Source organism: Holophagaceae bacterium (assembly GCA_016720465.1).
GTDB lineage: Bacteria > Acidobacteriota > Holophagae > Holophagales > Holophagaceae > JANXPB01.
Genome location: JADKKO010000001.1, coordinates 773,750 through 792,290 on the forward strand (window position 1 = coordinate 773,750; position 18,541 = coordinate 792,290).

Here is an 18,541-nt window from a genome sequence, read left to right on the forward strand (position 1 = left end):
AGCTTTGACCTGATGGCTCATGGCTGATAGCTCATAGCCCATTTCCCATACGGAATTTGGAATCCAGCCGCTCGGCCCACCAGGCCACCAGCGCAAGGGCCAGTCGGTCCTTCGGAAGCGGGCCCAACGGGGCTTGCGGGCCTTCAGGGGTCACCGGAGTCAGGGTATTGTCCTGGTGGCCGAAGGCCTTGCCTGTGGAAATGTCATTGACGAACACCGCATCGAGTTTTTTCTTGGCCAGCTTGGCCGATGCGTTTTCGACGTGGCGTTCGCTTTCGGCGGCGAAGCCCAAGAGCCATTGGCCCCGCGGTCCCGGCCTTTTCTGCATTCCGAGATTCAGCAGGATGTCTTCGGTCCGGACCAGCATCAAGGTTTCCGGGCCATCGCCCTTCTTCACTTTTTCGGGCGCAACTTCTTGGGGCCGCTGATCGGCCACGGCGGCGGCGGCGATGCAGCCATCCATGTCCGGCCAGCGCTTGGCGCAGGCGGCCATCATGGCCTCCGCGGTCCGCACGCGCGCCGTGTCGATTCCATAAGGCGCGGCCAGGTCACCCCCCAGCACCAGGTGGACCTCCGCACCCGCATCCCTCATGGCGCGGGCGATCTCGATGCCCATCTCCCCGGTGCTCCGGTTGGTCAGGAGCCGCACGGGATCCAGGTCTTCGCGGGTGGGGCCCGCGGTCACCAGGACCTTCTTTCCCTGGAGCTGAGGCAGGCGGCCGCTGCCCACGGCGCGGATGGCGTCGGCGATGCGCTCGATGTCCGCCAGCTTGCCGGCGCCGGCTTCGCCGCAGGCCAGCATGCCTTCAGCGGGTTCCACCACCGTATGGCCGAAGGACTTCAAGTGCTCGAGGTTGGCCTGCACCGCCGGGTGCTCCCACATGGCCGTGTTCATGGCCGGTGCCCAGAGGACCGGCGCCTTGGTGGCCAGCAATAGCGTCGAAAGGAGGTCGCCAGCTAAACCGTTTGCGGTCTGGCCGAGCATATTGGCGGTGGCCGGCGCCACGGCCACCACATCCGCCCAGCGCGCCAGCTCGATGTGCTCGACGCTCGGGCTGGGCCGCCATTCATGGTGATCGGGATTGGCGCCGTAGCAGGGCTCGCCTGTCAGCGAGGCCAAGGTCAGGGGCGTGATGAACCTCGCTCCCGCTTCGGTGAGCACGCAGCGCACGATATGGCCCCGGTTCGTGAGCAGCCGCGCCAAGTCCGCCGCCTTGTAGGCCGCGATGCCACCGGTGATGCCGAGCAGGATTTTCATGGATGGGTCCAGGGTTCCGGGGTCCGCCCCCGGAGGTCCATCGTCCATCGTCCATCGAAAATCACCAATCGAAATTCCTGCTCAGATCGCTCCCTTCAATCCGTACAGCTTCCGCATCAACCCGATCTGCCCCAGGTGGTAGCACTCATGCATGTAGAGGAAGGCCACAAGCTGTTCCAAAGGCTGCTCGGTGCCCGAGAAGGGATTCGCCGTGGGCAGGTCCCAATCCGGCACGCCCTGGCAGGCGCCCTTGATGCTCTCATCGGTGGCGTTGAAGGCCGCACAAAGGGCCGCGTATCCCAGATGGGAGGCTTCGCCGCTGCCGCCGCGCGCGTAGTTTTCTTTCCAGACGGGTTCATCGGGGACGGTTCCCCCCAGCCGCGTGATCAGGCTGCGGCGGCTGTAGACCAGATGCCCCATGATCCAGGCCGGACTCGACACCCCATCCGCCGGGCGATGGCCGGCCATCTCGTCCGTGAGGCCGCCGGAGTTCATCTCCAGCATGCGCAGATTGAGCTTGAAGCAAGACCGCCATAGGTGACCGCGTTCCATGGAACCTCCATTGGAGGATCAGCTTAAGGGCCCTTCCTGCCATCAGGATGAAAAAATATTCCTGGGCGGCGGCCCAGCGGCCTCGGGAATGCAATTGGAAAACCGCCGGATGGATCGCCCATCCAGCCATGCCGGCCCGCCGCGCCCCTTCTGCTTATTCTGTATGGCTTCCCGGCCCTTCCTCCGGTACACTTGGGGGTTCAGGAGACGTCCATGGTCCGCACCATCGTTAAAGTTCCGGCTGAGATCGGCAACAAGTACCGCTTCGTGTCCGTGGCCGGCAAGCGCTGCGACCAGCTGCAGCGCGGGGCCTATCCCAAGGTCGAGGTGATCGTGCCCATGACCAAGCAGGGCCATGCCCAGGACGCCCCGAAACTCGCCAGCTTCTGGGCGCAGGTGGCCGTGCGCGAAGTCGAGGAAAGCCGCATCGCCTTCGAAGAGCCGGATATCACGCCGCTGGACTACACCACGGAGCTGCCCATCTCGGTCGAATAGGAATTCCGCTTTCGAAAAATCCCCGGCCCGGCCGGGGATTTTTTTTATCCGGGAAAACGCCCGGCGGCTTCCGGACCGATGGCTTCCATCTCCGCCTACAGGGTTTTCAGGACCGCCTCCACGGCGTTGCGGTCGCTGTAGGGATGTTTCACGCCTTGGATCTCCTGGTAGGGCTCATGGCCTTTCCCCGCGAGCAGGAGCAGGTCGCCGGGGCGGCAGGCCGACAGGGCCTCGCGCACGGATTCCGCGCGGTCGGCGTTGCGGTGGTAGCGGTTCCGGTCGGTCCGGATCGCCTCGGGAACGCCCGGCATCGCGTCATCCAGGATGAGCTCGGGATCCTCGGCCCTAGGATTGTCGCTGGTGTGCCAGATGACATCGGCGCCCGCCGCCACGGCCGCGGCCATGATGGGCCGCTTGGTGCGGTCGCGCTCTCCGCCGCAGCCGAAGAGCACATGGAGCCGGCCGCCCGGGGGCAGCATGCGCCGGCCTTCCGCCAACAATTTTTCCAGGGCATCGGGGGTGTGCGCGTAATCCACCATCACACCGAAGGGCTGGCCGCAATCGATCCGCTCGATGCGCCCGGGGGCGCCGGCGATCGTGGATATGGCCGGCAGGATGGCCTCCAGGCCGAATCCCGCTTCGGCGATGGCGGCCAGGGCCGCCAGTAGATTGTAGGCATTGAAGCGGCCCAGCAGCGGACTTTCGATGGGCCAGCTCCCCTTGGCCGAGTGCAGCGTGAAACGCGTTCCCGTGGGTCCCAGCTCAAGGTTCGAAGCCCGGTAGCAGGCGGGCCGGTCGATGGCGAAGGAGGTCGCGTCGAAGGTTGCCAATTCACGGCGTCCGTAGGGATCATCCACATTGACCAATCTTTTTTCACTCTGCCGGAACAGGCGCCATTTTGCTTTTAGATAGCTCTCCATGTCCCCATGGAAATCCAGGTGGTCCTGGGTGAGATTTGTGAAGACGCCCACCTTGAAGCGCGCCCCGGCCACCCGGCCGAGCATGAGCGCATGGCTGCTCACCTCCACCGCCGCTGCGCGATCGCCGGCGTCCGCGGAACGCCGCAGCCAGCGGTAGAAATCGGTGCTTTCGGGAGTCGTGCGCACGGCTTCTGCTTCCAGATCGCCTGCCGCATTCATCACCGTGCCGATGAGCCCGCAGCCGATTCCGGCTCCGCGCAGCAGTTGGCGGATCAGGACCGTGGTGGTGGTCTTGCCGTTGGTGCCCGTGACCCCGATAAGCGCGAGCAGCTCATCGGGGTCCCCGAAGAACCGCTTCGCAAGGGCCGCCATGGTCCAGCGTCCGCCCAGCATCCGCCCGAAGGCCACCTGGCCGGGAACTGCCGCCGGAGACTCGCTGAGCACGGCCACGGCGCCTGCCGCGACCACCTGGGGGATGAACGAGGCACCATCCGCTTTCAGGCCGCGGAGGGCCGCGAAGGCCCATCCGGGACGGATCTCGCGGCTGTCGCTGGTGATGCCGCTGATCTCGATGCCCAGCGGTCCTGCCGCATCCGCGACATCGAGACCCGCAATCAACTCATCGAACCGCATGGCTATTGTTCTCCGACACGGATCCTGACGACCGTTTTCGCGTCTAGGGCCGCGCCGGGCTCGGGGCTCTGGCTGAGGACCCGCGTGGCCATGTCGCCGCTGGGGCGGCCTTCCACCTCCGGAACGCCGCCGCTCATGACGATGCGCTGGATGGCGGTCTTCAAAGCCAGGCCTTTCAGCTCAGGCACCCGGCCCCGCTCCACGTGGACCACGGCCTCGTCGCTCTCGCTGCTGGGCCAATCCCGGAGGGAAAGTTTCAGGTCCGGCGTCTGGTCGGCCGAGCTGGCGTTCTGGCGGTAGCGCCAGATGGCGTCGCCGATCTTCTTGAACAGGGGCGCCGCCACGTCGCCGCCGGTGACATCCCCCTGGGGATCGTCCAGCATGAAGATCATTCCGTACTGGGGTTTGTCCGCCGGGAAGAAACCCATGAAGGATGCGTAGTGGCGGCGCGGATCGTATTCCCCATTGATGAGCTTCCGGGCGGTGCCGGTCTTGCCGATGGCCTCGACACCCTCGAGTTTCGCCTTCTTGCCGGTACCGTTGGTGATGACGCCCTTCAGCACTTCGCGCATGAGGGCGGAGGTTTCCTCGCTGATGACCTGCTTGCGCATCAGGGGCTTGGTTTCCTTCAGCAGCTTGCCCTGGTCGTTGTAGATGTCCTTCACCAGGAAGGGCCGCATGAGCTTGCCGCCGTTGGCCACGGCGCACCCGGCCATGAGGATCTGCAGCGGGCTCGTGGAAAGCCCGTACCCGTAGGAGAAGGTGATCTGCGTGGGGAACGACCAGCGGTCCGGCGCGATGAGCCGGCCCGCGGTCTCGCCGGGGAAATTGAGGCCCGTGGGCTCGCCGAATCCGAAGGCCCGCAGGTACCGGTAGTGGTCCGAGGGATCCACCCGCAACCCGAGCTTCGCCGCGCCGATGTTGGAGCTCTGCGTGAGGATCTCCTCGAAGGTGAGGACTCCGTGGTGGTGGGTGTCCGTCACATTGATGTTGTTGCCGAAATTCCACCGTCCGGGGCCGCAGTCGATCTTCTCGCCCAGGTGCACCTTCCGCTCCTCCAACGCGATGGAGGCGGTGAAGATCTTCATGGTGGACCCCGGTTCGTAGGCGTCCTCCACGGGATGCACCTTGCGGGCGAGTTTCTGGCGCTCCTGTTCCTCTTTCAATTCAGCGCGCTCCGACGGATTCAAGTCCGACAGGGGCCGGTTCATGAATTTGGCGGGGAGGATGTGGTTGGGATTGAAGGTGGGCGTGCCAGCCATGGCCAGGATCTCGCCGGTGTTGGCATCCACCACCACCGCGTAGGCGGTCTGGGGATGGCTCAGGCGCACGCCTTCCTCCAGGGCGTCCTCCACGATGTGCTGGATGGTGGCGTCGATGGTGAGCTGCATGCTCATCCCGTTCACCGGCACCTTGGCGTAGTTTTCCTGGAGGATGAGCAGGTGCCCTTTGGCGTCGCGAGGCGCGATGAGCCTGCCCTGCACGCCGGACAGCTCTTCGTCGTAGGCCTGTTCGATGCCGAGCTGGCCTTTGCCGTCGATGTTGGTGAACCCCAGGATCTGGCAGGCCAGGCTGCCCCTCGGATAATGGCGGCTGCTTTCGGGCAGCAGGCCCAGGGAATCGTCCGCCAGGGCCCGCACGGCCGCGGCCTTGGATGGGCCCAATTGCCTTTCGATCCACACGAATGGCTTCTTCGTGAGGAGGCGCTCGAGCACCACGCGCTTCGGGATGTCGAGGATCCCCGCGAGCTTCACCGCCACCTCGTTGGCGGCTTTGACGTCGGGATTGCCCCAGCTCCGCTCCTCTCCCTTTTCCACTCTGTAGTCCGGGTAGAAGGCCTGGGGCGTGCAGAACAGGCTTTCGGATTTCAGGGAGATGGCCAGGCTCTCGCCGCGCCGGTCCAGGAGTTCCCCCCGCACCGGCGGGATGGGCACCTCCACCGTGTGCTGGTGTTCCGCGCGGATCCGGTAGCGCTTGTGTTCGACGACCTGGAGATGGATCAGCCGGATGAAGATCAGCGCCGCCCAGAGCGCCATGGCGCCCAGCACCCAGGGCAACCGCGACGCCACGCGCTCCCGAGCCTCGGGCCGGCCGAGGAGGCGGCGGGGCTGGGTGTTGCCGAGGAGCGTTGCGAGGAGGGCCATGAATCCGGGCTGAAGGCGGGAATGCCAGTAATCATCCTAAGGGAAGTCCCGGGCCCTGGCGCCCTGGGACGAGAATCGCTGCGGAGCGCTGTGCCAGGAGGGAGGCGGGGCCATCATCCGTAACTCCGCCTCCTGGAGTTGGAGGAACTCCATGCGCGCCTGGCGCCGCGCTTCCGCAGCGAAGTTGTTCCCCTATTTGTTCAGGGGCAATGCGAATTCATCCGAGCTGACCGGCCGCAATTTGGCCAGCTTCTGGTCCTGAGTGGTGAAGCGGCGCTGGATCATGAAGCTCTGCTTGCGCGGCTGGAGGCCCATCTGCGTGGCGAAGCCCTGGACTTCCTCGTCCCGCTGGTAGCGGCTGCGTTCGAGCATCAGTTTCCGCTGGTCCTCCTGGGCCTTCTGGATCTGGTCCTTCACATGGCTCATCTCGTAGCTGAGCCGCGTGTTCTGGAGGTTCAGGTAGACCATGGAAGCCAAGGGCATGGCCACCGCGAACACGAGCATCAACATGCGCAGGATGCCCTCGCTTTCGACGGTGCGGACGCCCTGGGGCTGGCGGGTCTGGGGGGTGAAGCGGCTGTGGTTCATGGGAACCTCGTGGAAATTTTCGAATTACAAGCTGCTGTTCTCGGTCGAGGGGAGGAGCCGTTCGGCGATCCGCAGCCGGGCGGAACGGGAGGGCGGGTTGTCCTGGCATTCGGTGGCTGAAGGCGTGATCCCGCCCGCATGGATCAGGCGCACGAGCTTCGGCAGCACCGTCGGCGACTCGCGCCCGGGGCCGTCGTAGATTCCCGAAAGGCGGCGCAGCGTCTGCTTGACGATGCGGTCTTCGAGGCTGTGGAAGCTGATGACCGCAAGGCGCCCGCCGGGGCGGAGGTGCTGGACCGCCCGCTCGATGGATTCCGCCAGCCTCACCAGCTCGCCGTTGACGGCGATGCGGATGGCCTGGAAGGTGCGCGTGGCGGTGTCGGATCGGTGCTGGCGCTTGAGCGCCGCGGTCATGGGAAGCACGGAATGGACGGCTTCGGCCAGGTCGGCGGTGGTGTGCAGGCGGCCTTCATGGAAGGCCCTTAAAATGGCCCGGGCGATGGGACGGGAGGCCCGCTCTTCGCCGAACTGGTAGATGGCATCGGCAAGGGTCGCGTCGGTCTGCTCGGCGATCCACTGAAGGGCGGTGGGACCACCTTCGGTGTCCATGCGCATGTCCAACGGACCCTCGTCGCGGAAACTGAAACCGCGAGCGGGCGATTTGAGCTGGAGCGTGGATACGCCCAGATCCATCAGGATGGCGTCCAGGCCGTCAGGGGCTTGCAGCGCCTGCCAGGCTTCGAAGGCGTGATTCGTCCAGACGTCCTCGTAGTTGGACGCCAGGATGTTCAGCCGCGCATCGGAACCCAGGCGCGCCTTGGCCGCCTGGCGGGCTTCGGGATCCCGGTCCACGCCCAGGTAGCGGGAGTCCGCGTCGCAGCGCGCCAGCAGCGCTTCGGCGTGTCCGCCCAACCCCAGGGTGAGGTCGAGGATCCGCGCCGCCGGGGGCAGCAAGAGGTTATCGAGCACTTCGAAAAGAAGCACGGGAGTGTGGACGGGGGCCGAGGTCATCACCTATATCCCCAGATCCGCAAGCTGGGCCAGGTCCTCGGCCGTGAGAGGCTCGGTGGCCAGGCGGCGCTCGAAGTTGGAACGGCTCCAGATGGCCAGATGGTCCATCTGGCCCAGGATGGCCACCTCGCCTTGCAGCTTGGCGGCTTCCCGGAGGATTCCCGGGATGACGAAGCGGCCCTGGGCGTCCGGCTCCACTTCGCTGCCGTAATAGGCCGTGATTTCAAGGAACTTGCGCTTGGCGGGATTGGTGGAAGGCAGGGCGCCCAGGCGGGCCTCGATGGCCTCCCAGATGGGCATGGGGTAGAGGCGCCCCGCGATGCCGTCCATGGAAGTCAGGTAATGGCGGGAGCTTCCCCCACCCTCGCTGGTGGCGAAGGTATCCAGGTCGGCCTTGAAGGACGTAGGCAGCTTGAGCCGCCCTTTTTCGTCCACCGTGGCCGGTGAATTGCCGCGGAGTCGCAGCACGGGTCCCACCTTTCAACAAAGAGCACCAGGACTCGGATGGGGAAGTGAATTGCAGTGAGTTGGACCACTATTACCCACTTCATTCCATTTTTTGCCACTGATTGCCACTCACGAGTGTAGGACCGCACTAAAACCACTCAAGCCAAAAGAAAAACGAAAAATAAACTATATAAACGAAAACAAATGAGACCGTTTCACCCTAGTTACGTCCCTGGAACAACGGAAAACCGTGGATTCACCCATACTTTGGTCATCCCATGAATCGAACGCCCCAACTCCCCGCCCCGTCCCTCGCCGCATTGGCCCTGGTGGTCCTGGGCACCTGGATGGTGATGTCCCTGGGCCAGCCCCTGGGCCTCATCCTGGGCGGGCCCTGCTTCCTGACGGGCGTCGGCCTGCTGCTGCTCCAGGGCTTCCTGCATTTCGATTCCCAGGCCCGGGTCAAGTCGGAGCTGGAGCAGGAAAACCAGTCCTTGAAGGACCTCAGCCGCCAAGAGGACCATCTGCGCCAGGGAATCCTGGCGAACCTGCGGGAAGGCGTGGTGCTCCTGGACTCCGGGAAGGAAGTCCGCCTTTACAACCCCGCTGCCCAATTGCTGCTCAGCACCTCAAGCCGCCTCACCATGGGCGGTTCCCTGCCCGGGGTCTTCCGGGAACCCGAGACCCTGCGGTGCATCGAACTGGCTTACGCCGGCAGGGAAACCGAATGGACCCTACGCCGGGATCCCCGGTCGCTCCGCTTGAGGGCCACCCCCTTTGAATCAGCGGATGGAAGCCGCAGCGTGCTGCTTACGCTGGACGACATCACCCGCCAGGAAGCCCTGGAAACCACACGCCAGAAATTCATCTCCAACGCCAGCCACGAACTCAAGACGCCCGTCACCAGCATCCGGCTCGCCACCGAAAATTTGCTGGACGGCGGTTTCGTGGCTCCGGGCGGAGAAAACAATCTGAAGGCCATCCTCCGTTCCGTGGACCGGATGACCATGCTGCTGAACGACATCTCAGAGCTTTCGCGCATCGAGACCGGCGCGCTGCGGCTGGAAGCCAGGCCCATCCAGCTCGCGCCCTTCCTGCCCCAGATGGTCGAGGAGATGCGCCACCAGGCGGAACCACGGCGCATCGCGTTGAGAGCGGATCTGCAACCGGGTCTCGAAGGGCTGGCCATACAGGCTGATCCCCTGCGCCTGCACCAACTGCTGGAAAACCTGCTCTCCAACGCCATCAAGTTCAGCCCCGAGGGCTCCGAGGTGGTCCTGCGGGTCCAGCAGAACGAGCCCTGGCTTGTCTTCAGCGTGCTGGATTCAGGACCCGGCATCGCCGAGAGCGACGCCAAGCGGATCTTCGAGCGGTTCTACCGGGCGGCCTCCACCCGCGGCGTCCCCGGCACCGGCCTGGGCCTCGCCATCGTCAAGCATCTGGTCCTGCTCATGGGCGGCGAAGTCAGCCTGCAAAGCGAACTGGGAAAGGGATCCACGTTCACTGTGAAACTGCCGATGGGCTGAGGGTGATGGGCTATGAGCTCTGAGCTTTGAGCTATCAGCTGATCTGGAAGCGCCTCCGGCGCGCCATAAGCAAAAACCGCGGCCTCCGGCCGCATCCCAATGAAGCTCATGGCTCATGGCTGATGGCTCATAGCTCAAACCATCATTGGCACAGCTTCCCCCCAAGCACTCTCCCTCCCAGCAGGTGGTAGTGCAGATGGAAGACCGTCTGGCCCGCGTCGGAGCCGCAATTGGCGATCAGCCGATAACCGCTGTGGGCGGTTCCGAATTCCTTCGCGAGCTGCGCGGCCACCGCGGGAATGCGCGCGGCGGCTTTTTCGACTTCGGGCGTCAGGTCGTTGAGCCCCTCGCAGTGGATCTTGGGGATGATGAGCAGGTGCACCGGCGCCTGAGGCGAGATGTCCTTGAAGGCCAGAAGCTCCTCGTCCTCGTACACTACGCCTGAGGGAATTTCCTTCCTCGCGATCCGGCAGAACAGACATTCGCTCATCAGGGACTCCTTGTTCAACATCATCCTGCACCAGCCCGAGATTCCGCAAAACACCGGCAGCATAGGCCGCCTTTGCGTCTCCAACAATGCGAAGCTGCACCTCATCCACCCCCTCGGCTTCGAGACCAGCGACTACTACCTGCGCCGCGCGGGACTTGATTATTGGGAGCACCTGAATCCCACCCACTACGACGACTGGGCCGCGTTCCTGGGCGCCCATCCGGCCATGCGGCTCTGGCTCTTCAGCACCAAGGCCACGCGCCGGCACACGGACGTGGCGTTCCAGGAAGGCGATGGCCTGGTCTTCGGCCGCGAGACCGTCGGCCTTCCCGAAGAGCTGATCCAAGCCCACCCCGATGCCCTGATCCGAATCCCCATGACCGGGGATTTCCACCGTAGCTTGAACCTGGCCCAGGCGGCCGCGGTGGGGCTTTACGAGGCCTTGAGGCAAACGCAGGGCTGGTAGCTTCGGACGTTCAACCAGCCAGGCCCAAGGATCAGGGCACCGAAAGGACCTGCACCCCACGCGCGGGAATCGCGATGGGAAAGGCGGGTGTGGTGGTCTGTGGCGACTGGGACGCATCGCTGAGGGTCCACAACTGCCACGGGCCCGCCAGGGCCAGATTGCTCAGGTCCGTGGGCGTCCAGGAGGAACTGGAATCACCCAGGTTCACCACGAGGATCACCGGCTTTCCATTTCCATCCCTGCCGGCGAGGGCCCTGAGATTCGAGTCCCCCTGGAGATCCACCGACAGCCGCTCCGTGGTTGAAGCCATCTTCGACCAGGCCTGGAAGGCGTAAGCGTTGAGCTTTGCGGTGCCCACCCCCAGGAAGAGGCCATAGCCCTCGGGGGTATTCGAGTTGGTGTCGTTCCCCCGGTAGTGGAACAGACGGTCGATGGAGGCGTCCTGCATCCTGATCCAGCCGGCCGTCAGGATGGAACAGCCCAGGGCGCCGGAACGGAGCAGCCGGGCCTGGTCCAGATTGGCGACGGGATCCGTGAACGTGTTCCACTCGGTCAGGTAGATGGCCGTGCCGGTCAGGCCGCGGCCATCCAGTTCGGTCCTCAGACCGGCGGCCATGGAAGCGGGTTGTTCGGGATCGTTGGTGTAGACGTGGTAGGACAGGAAATCCAGCGGGGCGCCCTCCGCCTGCACCTTGTCCAGGAATTTTTTCAGCCAACCGGTGCTCGAGAAATTCGTAGCGCCCGCGTGGGTGAAACCGGGTCCGCCGATGAGCAGCGTGGGGTGGGCCGCCCGGAGAGCCTTGGCCGTATCGACGTAGAGGGAAAGGAACTCATCGAGGCTGCGGCTCCAGAACATGACGCTGTCCGGCTCGTTCCAGATCTCCACCGCCTTGATGGCGCCGGAGTAGCCGTTCCATTGCGCTTCCTTGTAGTGGCGGATCACCTGGACGCCTGCCTGCACCCAGTTCGCACGTTCGGAGGGGGTCGGTGCCTTGGCGAGCGCGGCGCTGTCGCCGAGGCGGAAGAACGGCTCGAAGCCGCCGGAAATGATGGCCGAGAAATGCTGGTCGCTGATGGTGAAGTCATAGCTGCCCTGCGCATTGGGATCCAGGGCGCGGTTCGGGTACAGGGTGGACATGTCCAGCGGACCTGGCCCCGTTTGACCGGAGGGATAGATCAAGTGGTCATGGGTGCGGACCGCCCTGACCCCGATGGTCTGGTACGCGGTGGCGAGGTTGGCCGTCATCGACGGGCTGGCGGGCAGAGGGCCCGCATTGATGCCCAGCAAGGGTTTGATGGCCTTGCCGGTGCCTGCGCCGATGCGGACCATGGGCCCCGACACCGATGCGCTGACCACCAGCGCGAAGATCTGGGTCCCGGTGCGGTTGGCGCTGTCCCTGGCCTGGACGCTGAAGCTAGAAGCGCCCGCTGTAGCCGGCGTTCCGCTGAGCGTCCCGGCGCTGCTGAGGCTGAGCCCCCCGGGAAGCGATCCCGAGGACACCGTGAAGGTGTAGGGGCTCGTCCCGCCGCTGGCGGTGAGGACCTGGGAATACGCCACGCCCGCCGTCCCGTTGGGCAGGGAGCTGGGGCCGAGGGTGATGGCCGCCGGTGGCGGCGGCGCCGTCTCTCCCGACGGGGAACCGCCCCCGCAAGCCAGCAGGCAGGCCATGGAAAAGGTCGTCAGCGCGCAGCGGCAGGACATTCGCACGGTAGCCTCCTGGGGTGATGGAACCCTGGAATCGAAAACGGGTTGAAGGCGCTATCGACTGCTTGAAAATTTTCAGGGTGTTCGAGTCAATCGCGCACCCCTGGCGGCCCCAGTCCCGGTATGCGCTTCGCTGCCGCCCGCGCCTTCGGAAACCGGGCCTCGTCGAGCGCGTCCACCACCGGCCGCAGGGCGGCCAATGCGGGACTGGGACGCCGGGCCAGGTCCATGAAAGCACTGGCCAGATCATCATCATCGGCCCGGCCCAGGCGCGCGGCGATCGCCGAAGCTCCCACCCCCATGACGCCCATGAACGCGAGCGCCTCGGTCCATCGGCCGCGCATGGATGGGACCGGAACCCAGTTTGCGCGGTCCAGGACCAGCCCAAGCCACCGCTCGGCTAGGCCCGGCGCGATGCGGATCTCATCGATGCCGATCCAGGGCAGCCTCCGGCCATTTTCCGCGTCGAGGATCAGCGCCTCGGTCCCTGCGCCGTCCCGGAGCACCGCCAGGGCTTCGCGCAGCCGCAGCCGATCGGGGGCGTCCATGGAAGCAGCCTGCCAGGCCGCGAGCACCGGCTCCGCCGCCCGCGACCAGACCGGGAAGTCCACGCGGCACTGGGGGCAGTGGAGCAGCGCGTAGACCTCCCTGCCCCGCACGTCCACCCGCCCGGTGAAGCCCGCCCGGCGGCCGCAGGTCTCGCAAGGGTCCGCCAGCTCCGTGAGCGTTCCCACGCCATCGTAGCGGGCCGCGGCTGGCAGGTAGGGCGCCAACCCTTTTTCGCGGGCGAAGGGCTGCTGCGCCCGCGGGTCGGCCGCCAGTACAGCCTCCAGGCGCGCCCGGAGCACCGGCCCTTCAATAAGGACGTAGCGGGGTTCCGTATGGACTCCGGCCAGCACCCAGACCTCCTCCATGTCGGGATCCGGCAGGGCGGGATCATGCGGATCCGCATAGCGGCCCAGTTCCTCCGTGGTCTCCACCCGCGTTGCATAGCCGACCTCCTGCTCGGCCTGGCCAGGACCACCCACGCGGAAGCGGGCCCGGCCTGCGCCCGGGACGCGCAGTTCCGCCAGCGCGGCCAGCTCAAGGTGGAGCGCCAATGGCGCTGGCAGCGCTTCCGAGGGCGAGAGGTGGCAGGTGACGGGTCCCTTGGTCCACATGGATCAATACCTCAACCGCGGGGTGTCCAGGTTGTGCTCGGACAGCCACCAGCTCTTCAGCGTGCCCGTGGATGGCTCCCAGGCCGCTTCCACGCGCAGCTCCGCGGGACTGCCATCGAGCGCTTGGACCGGGAGATCGAACGCGAACCGCCTGGACACGGGGGCTTCCCGGAGGAACAGCGTCAGCCAGGGCGCGATGGCCTCCTGCACCAGTCCGAATTGATCGTCCCGCAGCAATACCTTGGGCCAGGCCGCCTCCTCCCAGTCTGCGCCCTGGAGCAGCTTGTAGCTCACGGAGCGGGCAACCACGCGCTCCTCCCCCAGGCGGAACGCGAAGCGCCGCTCCTGGGTCGCCGCGACCCGGTCCGGATACGTTTCCACGATCCTTTTCCATGCGGATTCGGTGGTCCCGCCGGGAAATCCTGGATTGAACATAGGGGCCCCCGTCGTTCTCCTGATTGGTTGCTGTTCACACATGGGTAGACAGCGAGCATAGGACATGGGTTGGAACCGCCTAGTATGGGTTCATGAAAAAATCCGGGAAAAGGCATTTCCTGTTCGCGGCATCAGGCATCGGGTTCGCAGCGATCGCGGTGATCGCATGGCCCCGGCCCTTCCAGGGGACATGGCATCAATCCGGCGGCGACGCGGAGTTCGCGTGGCAACGCACAAGCTCATACCGGTTTCATCGCTACCGCGCCAAAGGCTATCCGCCTCTCGAAGAATCGGGCTGGTACTGGGTGGCGAACCAGGAAGGAAACACCTACACGTTGAAGGTGTGGATTCCCGGCCACCGGGGCGAAGCGGGCAGGATCGAAGCGCATGTGCTCCGGATCATCGATGGCGCCCGCGGAGAGATCAACGGCTTTCAGGCCAGCCGTTGAAGCGCATCGGTCAATGAGGGGCGCCATTCCAAGACCGATCACTCCACCCCTTCCATCACAAACAAAGTCGACAGCCTGCGGCGGTAGTTCGTGACCAGGGTGGTGCCGTCGGGGGTGAGGCGGGCGTTGTCGAGGCGGGCGTCCAGGTAGCCGGGGGGCGCGACGGTGCGCCAGGGCACCTGCTTCCCGGAAGCCGGATCGAGCGCGTGGATCGTCACGGGCAGCCGGCCGGGGCGATAGACGAGGATGCGCTTCATGTCGGGCATCCACTGGAGCACCCACTGGCCGTCCTGCAAGCCTTTCACGAAGGTCGGCGGGCCTTCGGGCGTTTCCAGGTCCCAGAGCGCGGGACCTTCGCGGCCCCGGGCCAGGAAGTGGTGGCCATCTGGCGATAAAAAAGCGCCCCGGAGCGGCAGGGTCGTCCCTTCGGGCGTCAGGGGCCGGGCCTGGCCACCTTCGAGATCCTGGATGTAGACGCGCGTGCCCTTGCCGGCTTCCCCGCCCGAGTAGATCAGGCTCCGGCCGTCGGGTGTGAAGGCCATGGAAAAATAGTTGTCGATGCCGTGGGCCGGCAGCGACTTCGCGTCGCCGGGCCCCGTCCGGAGCAGCGCCACGTGGGGCTGCGGGCTCCGCAGCACCGTGGCCACCCATTTCCCGTCCGGCGAAAGCGCGGAAGGCGCGCCGCGGCCCAGGAGCATTGCGGGGCTCCCATCGGTGCGGCGGAGGAACAATTCGTAGTCCGGGCCCGAGCTTTCGCCCTCCTCGTCGAACAGCAGGCTGGTCCCGTCGGCGGACAACGCCCACAGGTAGGACCAGGTCCGCCAGGACAGATCCCGGACCTCCTTGTCTTTCAGGAACAGGATGCCCGTGCGCTGGTTCTCCAGGCTGAGCAGGATGCGCCCATCCGCAGCGATGTCATGCAGGTAGAGCGCGCCGGGAATTCGGAGGGCCAGACGAGGCTCGCCCGGGGGCTCGACCACGTAGAGAGAACTGTCGATGCTGGCCTCCGCCGCGGAGAACCAGATCTCCTTGCCCTTCCACGCGAGTCCGTTCGCGGAGCTCCAGTCCTTTGTGAGCCGCCGGACTTCGCCGGTGGCGAGGTCCAGCCGGCAGACCCGTCCAGCGTCATCGTTGGGGATCGGATGCTCGATGAAGGCCAGGGCGCTTCCATCCGGTGCGAAGCGGAGATGGCTGAACCAGCCCGTCGTCTCCGCCTTCACTTGCCCGATGGGATGTTCCACCCGCCAGCGGCCCTCCACATGCCTCACCACCGCCGGTTCCCCCGCGGGGGACCAATCGGCCCACTCGACGCCCGGCAGCATCTCCCGCGGAGCCGTGGCATCCATGGGCGCCCGGGCGAGGGTCCCGCGGAATATCCAGATGTTCGGCTGCTCGCAACGGAGGCCCAGGGCCAACTCGCCTTTTGAAGAGATCCCCAGCAATTGGGCATTCTCCAGGCCCAGCGGACGGTCCTCGATGTGGTCGAGCCGGCTGGTATAGAGCTTGAATGGCTCTTCTCCCCACGCGGCGCTGTAGACGATGCCTCCGCCGTCCGGAGTGAACCGGGCGGCATGGAGCTGCCCTTGGCGGAAGCTCACGCGCGTGTAGCTGGGTTGGGTGGCGGAGCCCCGGGAGCGCCCCCCCAGGAACCAGGCCGAAAACAGCCCTCCGATGAGCAGCGCCGCCACCGCAGCGCCCAGGGCCCAGCGCCGCCAGGAGGCGCGGAAGCGCCCGGCCGCGCGCGGACCCCCGAACCCGCTGCCCATGGCGGATTCCAGATCGAAGGCCACGTCGCGCATGCTCTGGAACCGGGCTTCCGGACGCTTTTCAAGGCAATGGAGGATGGTCCGCTCCAGGGCGGGCGGCAGGCCGCCCCGCAGGGAGCCCGGCGGCTCGGGCTCGTCCCGGATGATGGCGGCAAGGATCTCCGGCGCCGAAGGCCGTTCAAATGCCTGGCGTCCGCTGAGCATTTCATAGAGCACCAGACCGAAGGAGAAAATGTCCGAGCGATGGTCCACCGCTTCGCCGCGGGCCTGCTCGGGGCTCATGTAGCCCACGGTGCCCAGCAGGGTCCCGGAAATCGTGCTCACGTCATCCTTCCGCCCCGCGGGTTGCGTGTCCGTGAAGGCGGTCTCCCCGACGGGTCCGTTCCTGGGCGTCCGTTTCGCAAGGCCGAAGTCCAGGATCTTCAGGCGGCCGTCCCGGGTGATGAACAGATTCTCCGGCTTGAGATCCCGGTGGGTGATGCCCTTGTCGTGGGCCGCGGCCAGGCCGAGGGCCATCTGGTGGGCCAGATCCATGGCCCGCTTCGGCGGCATGGGCCCGGCGGAAATGGCTTCCCGGAGGGACTCGCCCTCCAGCAGCTCCATGGCGGCGTAGTGGACCTCGCCCTCCTGGCCGATATCGAAAATCCCAAGGATGTTCGGATGTGAAAGCGCGGCCACCGCCTTGGCTTCCCGCTCGAACCGACCCAGGAACTCGCCCTGCTCCGCCAAGGCGCGCGGCAGCACTTTCACGGCCACCTCGCGCTCCAGCTTGGTGTCCAGGGCCTTGTATACCTCGCCCATGGCCCCGGCGCCGATCTGGCCCAGGATCGTGTACGGTCCGAGCTGGGCGCCGGGTTGGAGCGTCATGAGCTGCTGCCGGAGGGAAGCAGACGCCCCTTGGCTGCAGTCTCGGCGGGAGCGCCCCGGTTCAACGACCTGATCCGGAGCGGAAAGGGAGTTCTGGCCGGAGCCGCCGGGGCGTTGCAGAGGATTGGCATGGGGGATTCCTGGTCCTGGATACACCTAATGACTTGCGGGGGTCAAGGCAAAGCCTCAGCGTCCGCGGGCTGGGACCACCAGCCGAAATCCGCACCTGGAGCCGTCTGGCGGAAGCTCATACGAGTTTGCATTCGAAAAGATAAAAATTCACCACCAAGACAAAGAACAAGAAAGACCATGCTCACATGGCTGATCTGGCTCGAAATCTGGGGGGCGTAGCGGCGGGCGAGGCGTTCGTGGCGGCGCGGATCAAGCGTGAGCCCGCCGCCGGGCCACCTGAATTTCATCTGCGAAGCTCGCACATGACGGGTCTCTTTGTGCCCTTTGTGCCTTGGTGGTCCTATTTCTTTGAATGCAGCTTGGAATCAGGCCATGGTCTTCTTGAAGCGGCCCGCGGCGAGCGCCAGCAGCGCCGCGCCGAGCACGAACAGTTCGAGCATCTGGGGCCAAAGGACGCTGAAGCCAACGCCCTTAAGGAATACGCCCCGGATGATGATGAGGAAGTGCCGGAGGGGGTTCAGATAGGTGAGCCACTGCACCGGCTCGGGCATGTTCGCGATGGGATAGATGAAGCCGGAGAGCAGGATGGCGGGCATGGCGAAAAAGAACGCGGTCATCATGGCCTGCTGCTGGGTGCGGCTCATGGTGGAGATGAGCAGGCCCACGCCCAGGGTGCTCATGAGGTAGAGCCCTGTGGCGAAGAAGAGCGTAGGTGGATTGCCGACGAGGGGCACTTTGAACCAGAAGACCGCCACGAGGCTCACCAGGGCCACATCCACGAAGCCGATGAGGGCGAAGGGGACGGTCTTGCCGAGGATGAATTCCAGCCTTCCGATGGGCGTCACCATGATCTGCTCCATGGTTCCGATCTCGCGCTCGCGGACGATGGCCATGCTCGAAAGGATGATGGAGATGAGCATGACCAGCGAGGCGATGACGCCGGGCAGGAAGTAGTAGCGGCTCTCCAGGTTGGGGTTGAACCAGGCCCGGGAGGCCAGCGACACCGGGTCGGAATCGAATCGCACGCCCGCGCTGCGCGACATCCGGCCGATCATCGTCTTCTGGTTGTGCGCCGCGGCGATCCGCGACGCGTAGGAGAGCACGATGCCCGCGGTGTTGGAATCCGAGCCGTCGAGCAGGAGCTGGACCACGGCGGTCCGGCCTCCGTTCAGCTCCTGCCCGAACCCGCGGTTCAGGCGCAGCACCGCCTTGACGTTCCCGGAGTCGATGGCTTGCCGGACCTCTTCTTCGCGGCCCAAGCGCCGCCGCACATCGAAGTAGCCGGAGCCTTCGAAGCGGGCCACCAGTTCCCGGCTGGCGGGCGTGTTGTCCAGGTCGTACACGGCCGTCGGGATGTGGCGCACATCCGTATTGACGGCGTACCCGAAGATCACGACCTGGAGGACGGGAATGACCAGGATGACGGCGCGCATCCTCGGATCCCGGAAGACCTGGATGAATTCCTTGATGAGCATGTGCTTCAGCCGTTCGAACATG

17 protein-coding genes are annotated in these 18,541 nt (G+C 65.6%); 4 read left to right on the plus strand and 13 right to left on the minus strand.

All coding sequences use genetic code 11. From position 1 onward, the window contains the following. Positions 1-31 precede the first annotated feature (31 nt). Together coaBC and IPQ13_03435 are read right to left on the minus strand one after the other, a co-directional pair. Positions 32-1,258, minus strand: coding sequence for a bifunctional phosphopantothenoylcysteine decarboxylase/phosphopantothenate--cysteine ligase CoaBC (gene coaBC, locus IPQ13_03430; protein MBL0209955.1), 1,227 nt, complete (start codon positions 1,256-1,258; stop codon positions 32-34). Between the two features lie 81 nt (positions 1,259-1,339). Further along, positions 1,340-1,810, minus strand: a complete 471-nt coding sequence (locus IPQ13_03435; GenBank protein MBL0209956.1) for a DinB family protein — start codon at positions 1,808-1,810, stop codon at positions 1,340-1,342. Positions 1,811-2,023: 213 nt separating this feature from the next. Here IPQ13_03435 and IPQ13_03440 point away from each other — a divergent pair, with 213 nt between their 5' ends. Next, complete coding sequence (locus IPQ13_03440; protein MBL0209957.1) at positions 2,024-2,305, plus strand: hypothetical protein; 282 nt, start codon at positions 2,024-2,026, stop codon at positions 2,303-2,305. A gap of 95 nt (positions 2,306-2,400) precedes the next feature. On the opposite strand, the gene IPQ13_03445 is transcribed toward IPQ13_03440, so the two are convergent. The 5 genes from IPQ13_03445 to IPQ13_03465 all read right to left on the minus strand — a co-directional run bounded on the left by IPQ13_03445 (position 2,401) and on the right by IPQ13_03465 (position 8,066). Next, complete coding sequence (locus IPQ13_03445) at positions 2,401-3,858, minus strand: UDP-N-acetylmuramoyl-L-alanyl-D-glutamate--2,6-diaminopimelate ligase (protein ID MBL0209958.1); 1,458 nt, start codon at positions 3,856-3,858, stop codon at positions 2,401-2,403. A 2-nt stretch (positions 3,859-3,860) separates the two neighbouring features. Continuing rightward, positions 3,861-6,002, minus strand: coding sequence for a hypothetical protein (locus IPQ13_03450; protein MBL0209959.1), 2,142 nt, complete (start codon positions 6,000-6,002; stop codon positions 3,861-3,863). Positions 6,003-6,194: 192 nt separating this feature from the next. Next, a complete protein-coding gene (locus tag IPQ13_03455) occupies positions 6,195-6,590 on the minus strand; it encodes a hypothetical protein (GenBank protein ID MBL0209960.1) in 396 nt (131 codons plus the stop codon). Positions 6,591-6,614: 24 nt separating this feature from the next. After that, a complete protein-coding gene (gene rsmH / locus IPQ13_03460) occupies positions 6,615-7,604 on the minus strand; it encodes a 16S rRNA (cytosine(1402)-N(4))-methyltransferase RsmH (GenBank protein ID MBL0209961.1) in 990 nt (329 codons plus the stop codon). Next, entirely contained in the window at positions 7,605-8,066 is a 462-nt protein-coding gene (locus IPQ13_03465; protein MBL0209962.1) for a division/cell wall cluster transcriptional repressor MraZ, read from the minus strand. A 260-nt stretch (positions 8,067-8,326) separates the two neighbouring features. On the opposite strand from IPQ13_03465, the gene IPQ13_03470 reads away from it, so the two are divergent. Beyond that, positions 8,327-9,574, plus strand: a complete 1,248-nt coding sequence (locus IPQ13_03470) for a PAS domain-containing protein (protein MBL0209963.1) — start codon at positions 8,327-8,329, stop codon at positions 9,572-9,574. 142 nt (positions 9,575-9,716) lie between these two features. On the opposite strand, the gene IPQ13_03475 is transcribed toward IPQ13_03470, so the two are convergent. Next, entirely contained in the window at positions 9,717-10,064 is a 348-nt protein-coding gene (locus IPQ13_03475; protein ID MBL0209964.1) for a histidine triad nucleotide-binding protein, read from the minus strand. 10 nt (positions 10,065-10,074) lie between these two features. On the opposite strand from IPQ13_03475, the gene IPQ13_03480 reads away from it, so the two are divergent. Continuing rightward, a complete protein-coding gene (locus tag IPQ13_03480; protein ID MBL0209965.1) occupies positions 10,075-10,530 on the plus strand; it encodes a tRNA (cytidine(34)-2'-O)-methyltransferase in 456 nt (151 codons plus the stop codon). 31 nt (positions 10,531-10,561) lie between these two features. Here IPQ13_03480 and IPQ13_03485 read toward each other — a convergent pair whose 3' ends face one another. The 3 genes from IPQ13_03485 to IPQ13_03495 all read right to left on the minus strand — a co-directional run bounded on the left by IPQ13_03485 (position 10,562) and on the right by IPQ13_03495 (position 13,830). Further along, a complete protein-coding gene (locus IPQ13_03485; protein ID MBL0209966.1) occupies positions 10,562-12,238 on the minus strand; it encodes a putative Ig domain-containing protein in 1,677 nt (558 codons plus the stop codon). 86 nt (positions 12,239-12,324) lie between these two features. After that, entirely contained in the window at positions 12,325-13,395 is a 1,071-nt protein-coding gene (locus IPQ13_03490; GenBank protein MBL0209967.1) for a hypothetical protein, read from the minus strand. Between the two features lie 3 nt (positions 13,396-13,398). Continuing rightward, the gene (locus IPQ13_03495) at positions 13,399-13,830 is read right to left on the minus strand and encodes a hypothetical protein (protein MBL0209968.1); all 432 of its coding nucleotides are present in this window, start codon (positions 13,828-13,830) and stop codon (positions 13,399-13,401) included. A gap of 92 nt (positions 13,831-13,922) precedes the next feature. Between IPQ13_03495 and IPQ13_03500 the strand changes: the two genes are divergently transcribed. Continuing rightward, positions 13,923-14,279 carry a hypothetical protein gene (locus tag IPQ13_03500; protein ID MBL0209969.1) on the plus strand — a complete coding sequence of 119 codons (357 nt, stop codon included), beginning with the start codon at positions 13,923-13,925 and terminating at the stop codon, positions 14,277-14,279. Between the two features lie 38 nt (positions 14,280-14,317). Here the strand turns inward: IPQ13_03500 and IPQ13_03505 are convergent, their stop codons facing one another. Beyond that, positions 14,318-16,912 carry a protein kinase gene (locus IPQ13_03505; protein MBL0209970.1) on the minus strand — a complete coding sequence of 865 codons (2,595 nt, stop codon included), beginning with the start codon at positions 16,910-16,912 and terminating at the stop codon, positions 14,318-14,320. 497 nt (positions 16,913-17,409) lie between these two features. Continuing rightward, on the minus strand, positions 17,410-18,540 hold the full coding sequence (locus IPQ13_03510) for an ABC transporter permease (protein ID MBL0209971.1): 1,131 nt from the start codon (positions 18,538-18,540) through the stop codon (positions 17,410-17,412). Between the last annotated feature and the right edge of the window lies 1 nt (position 18,541).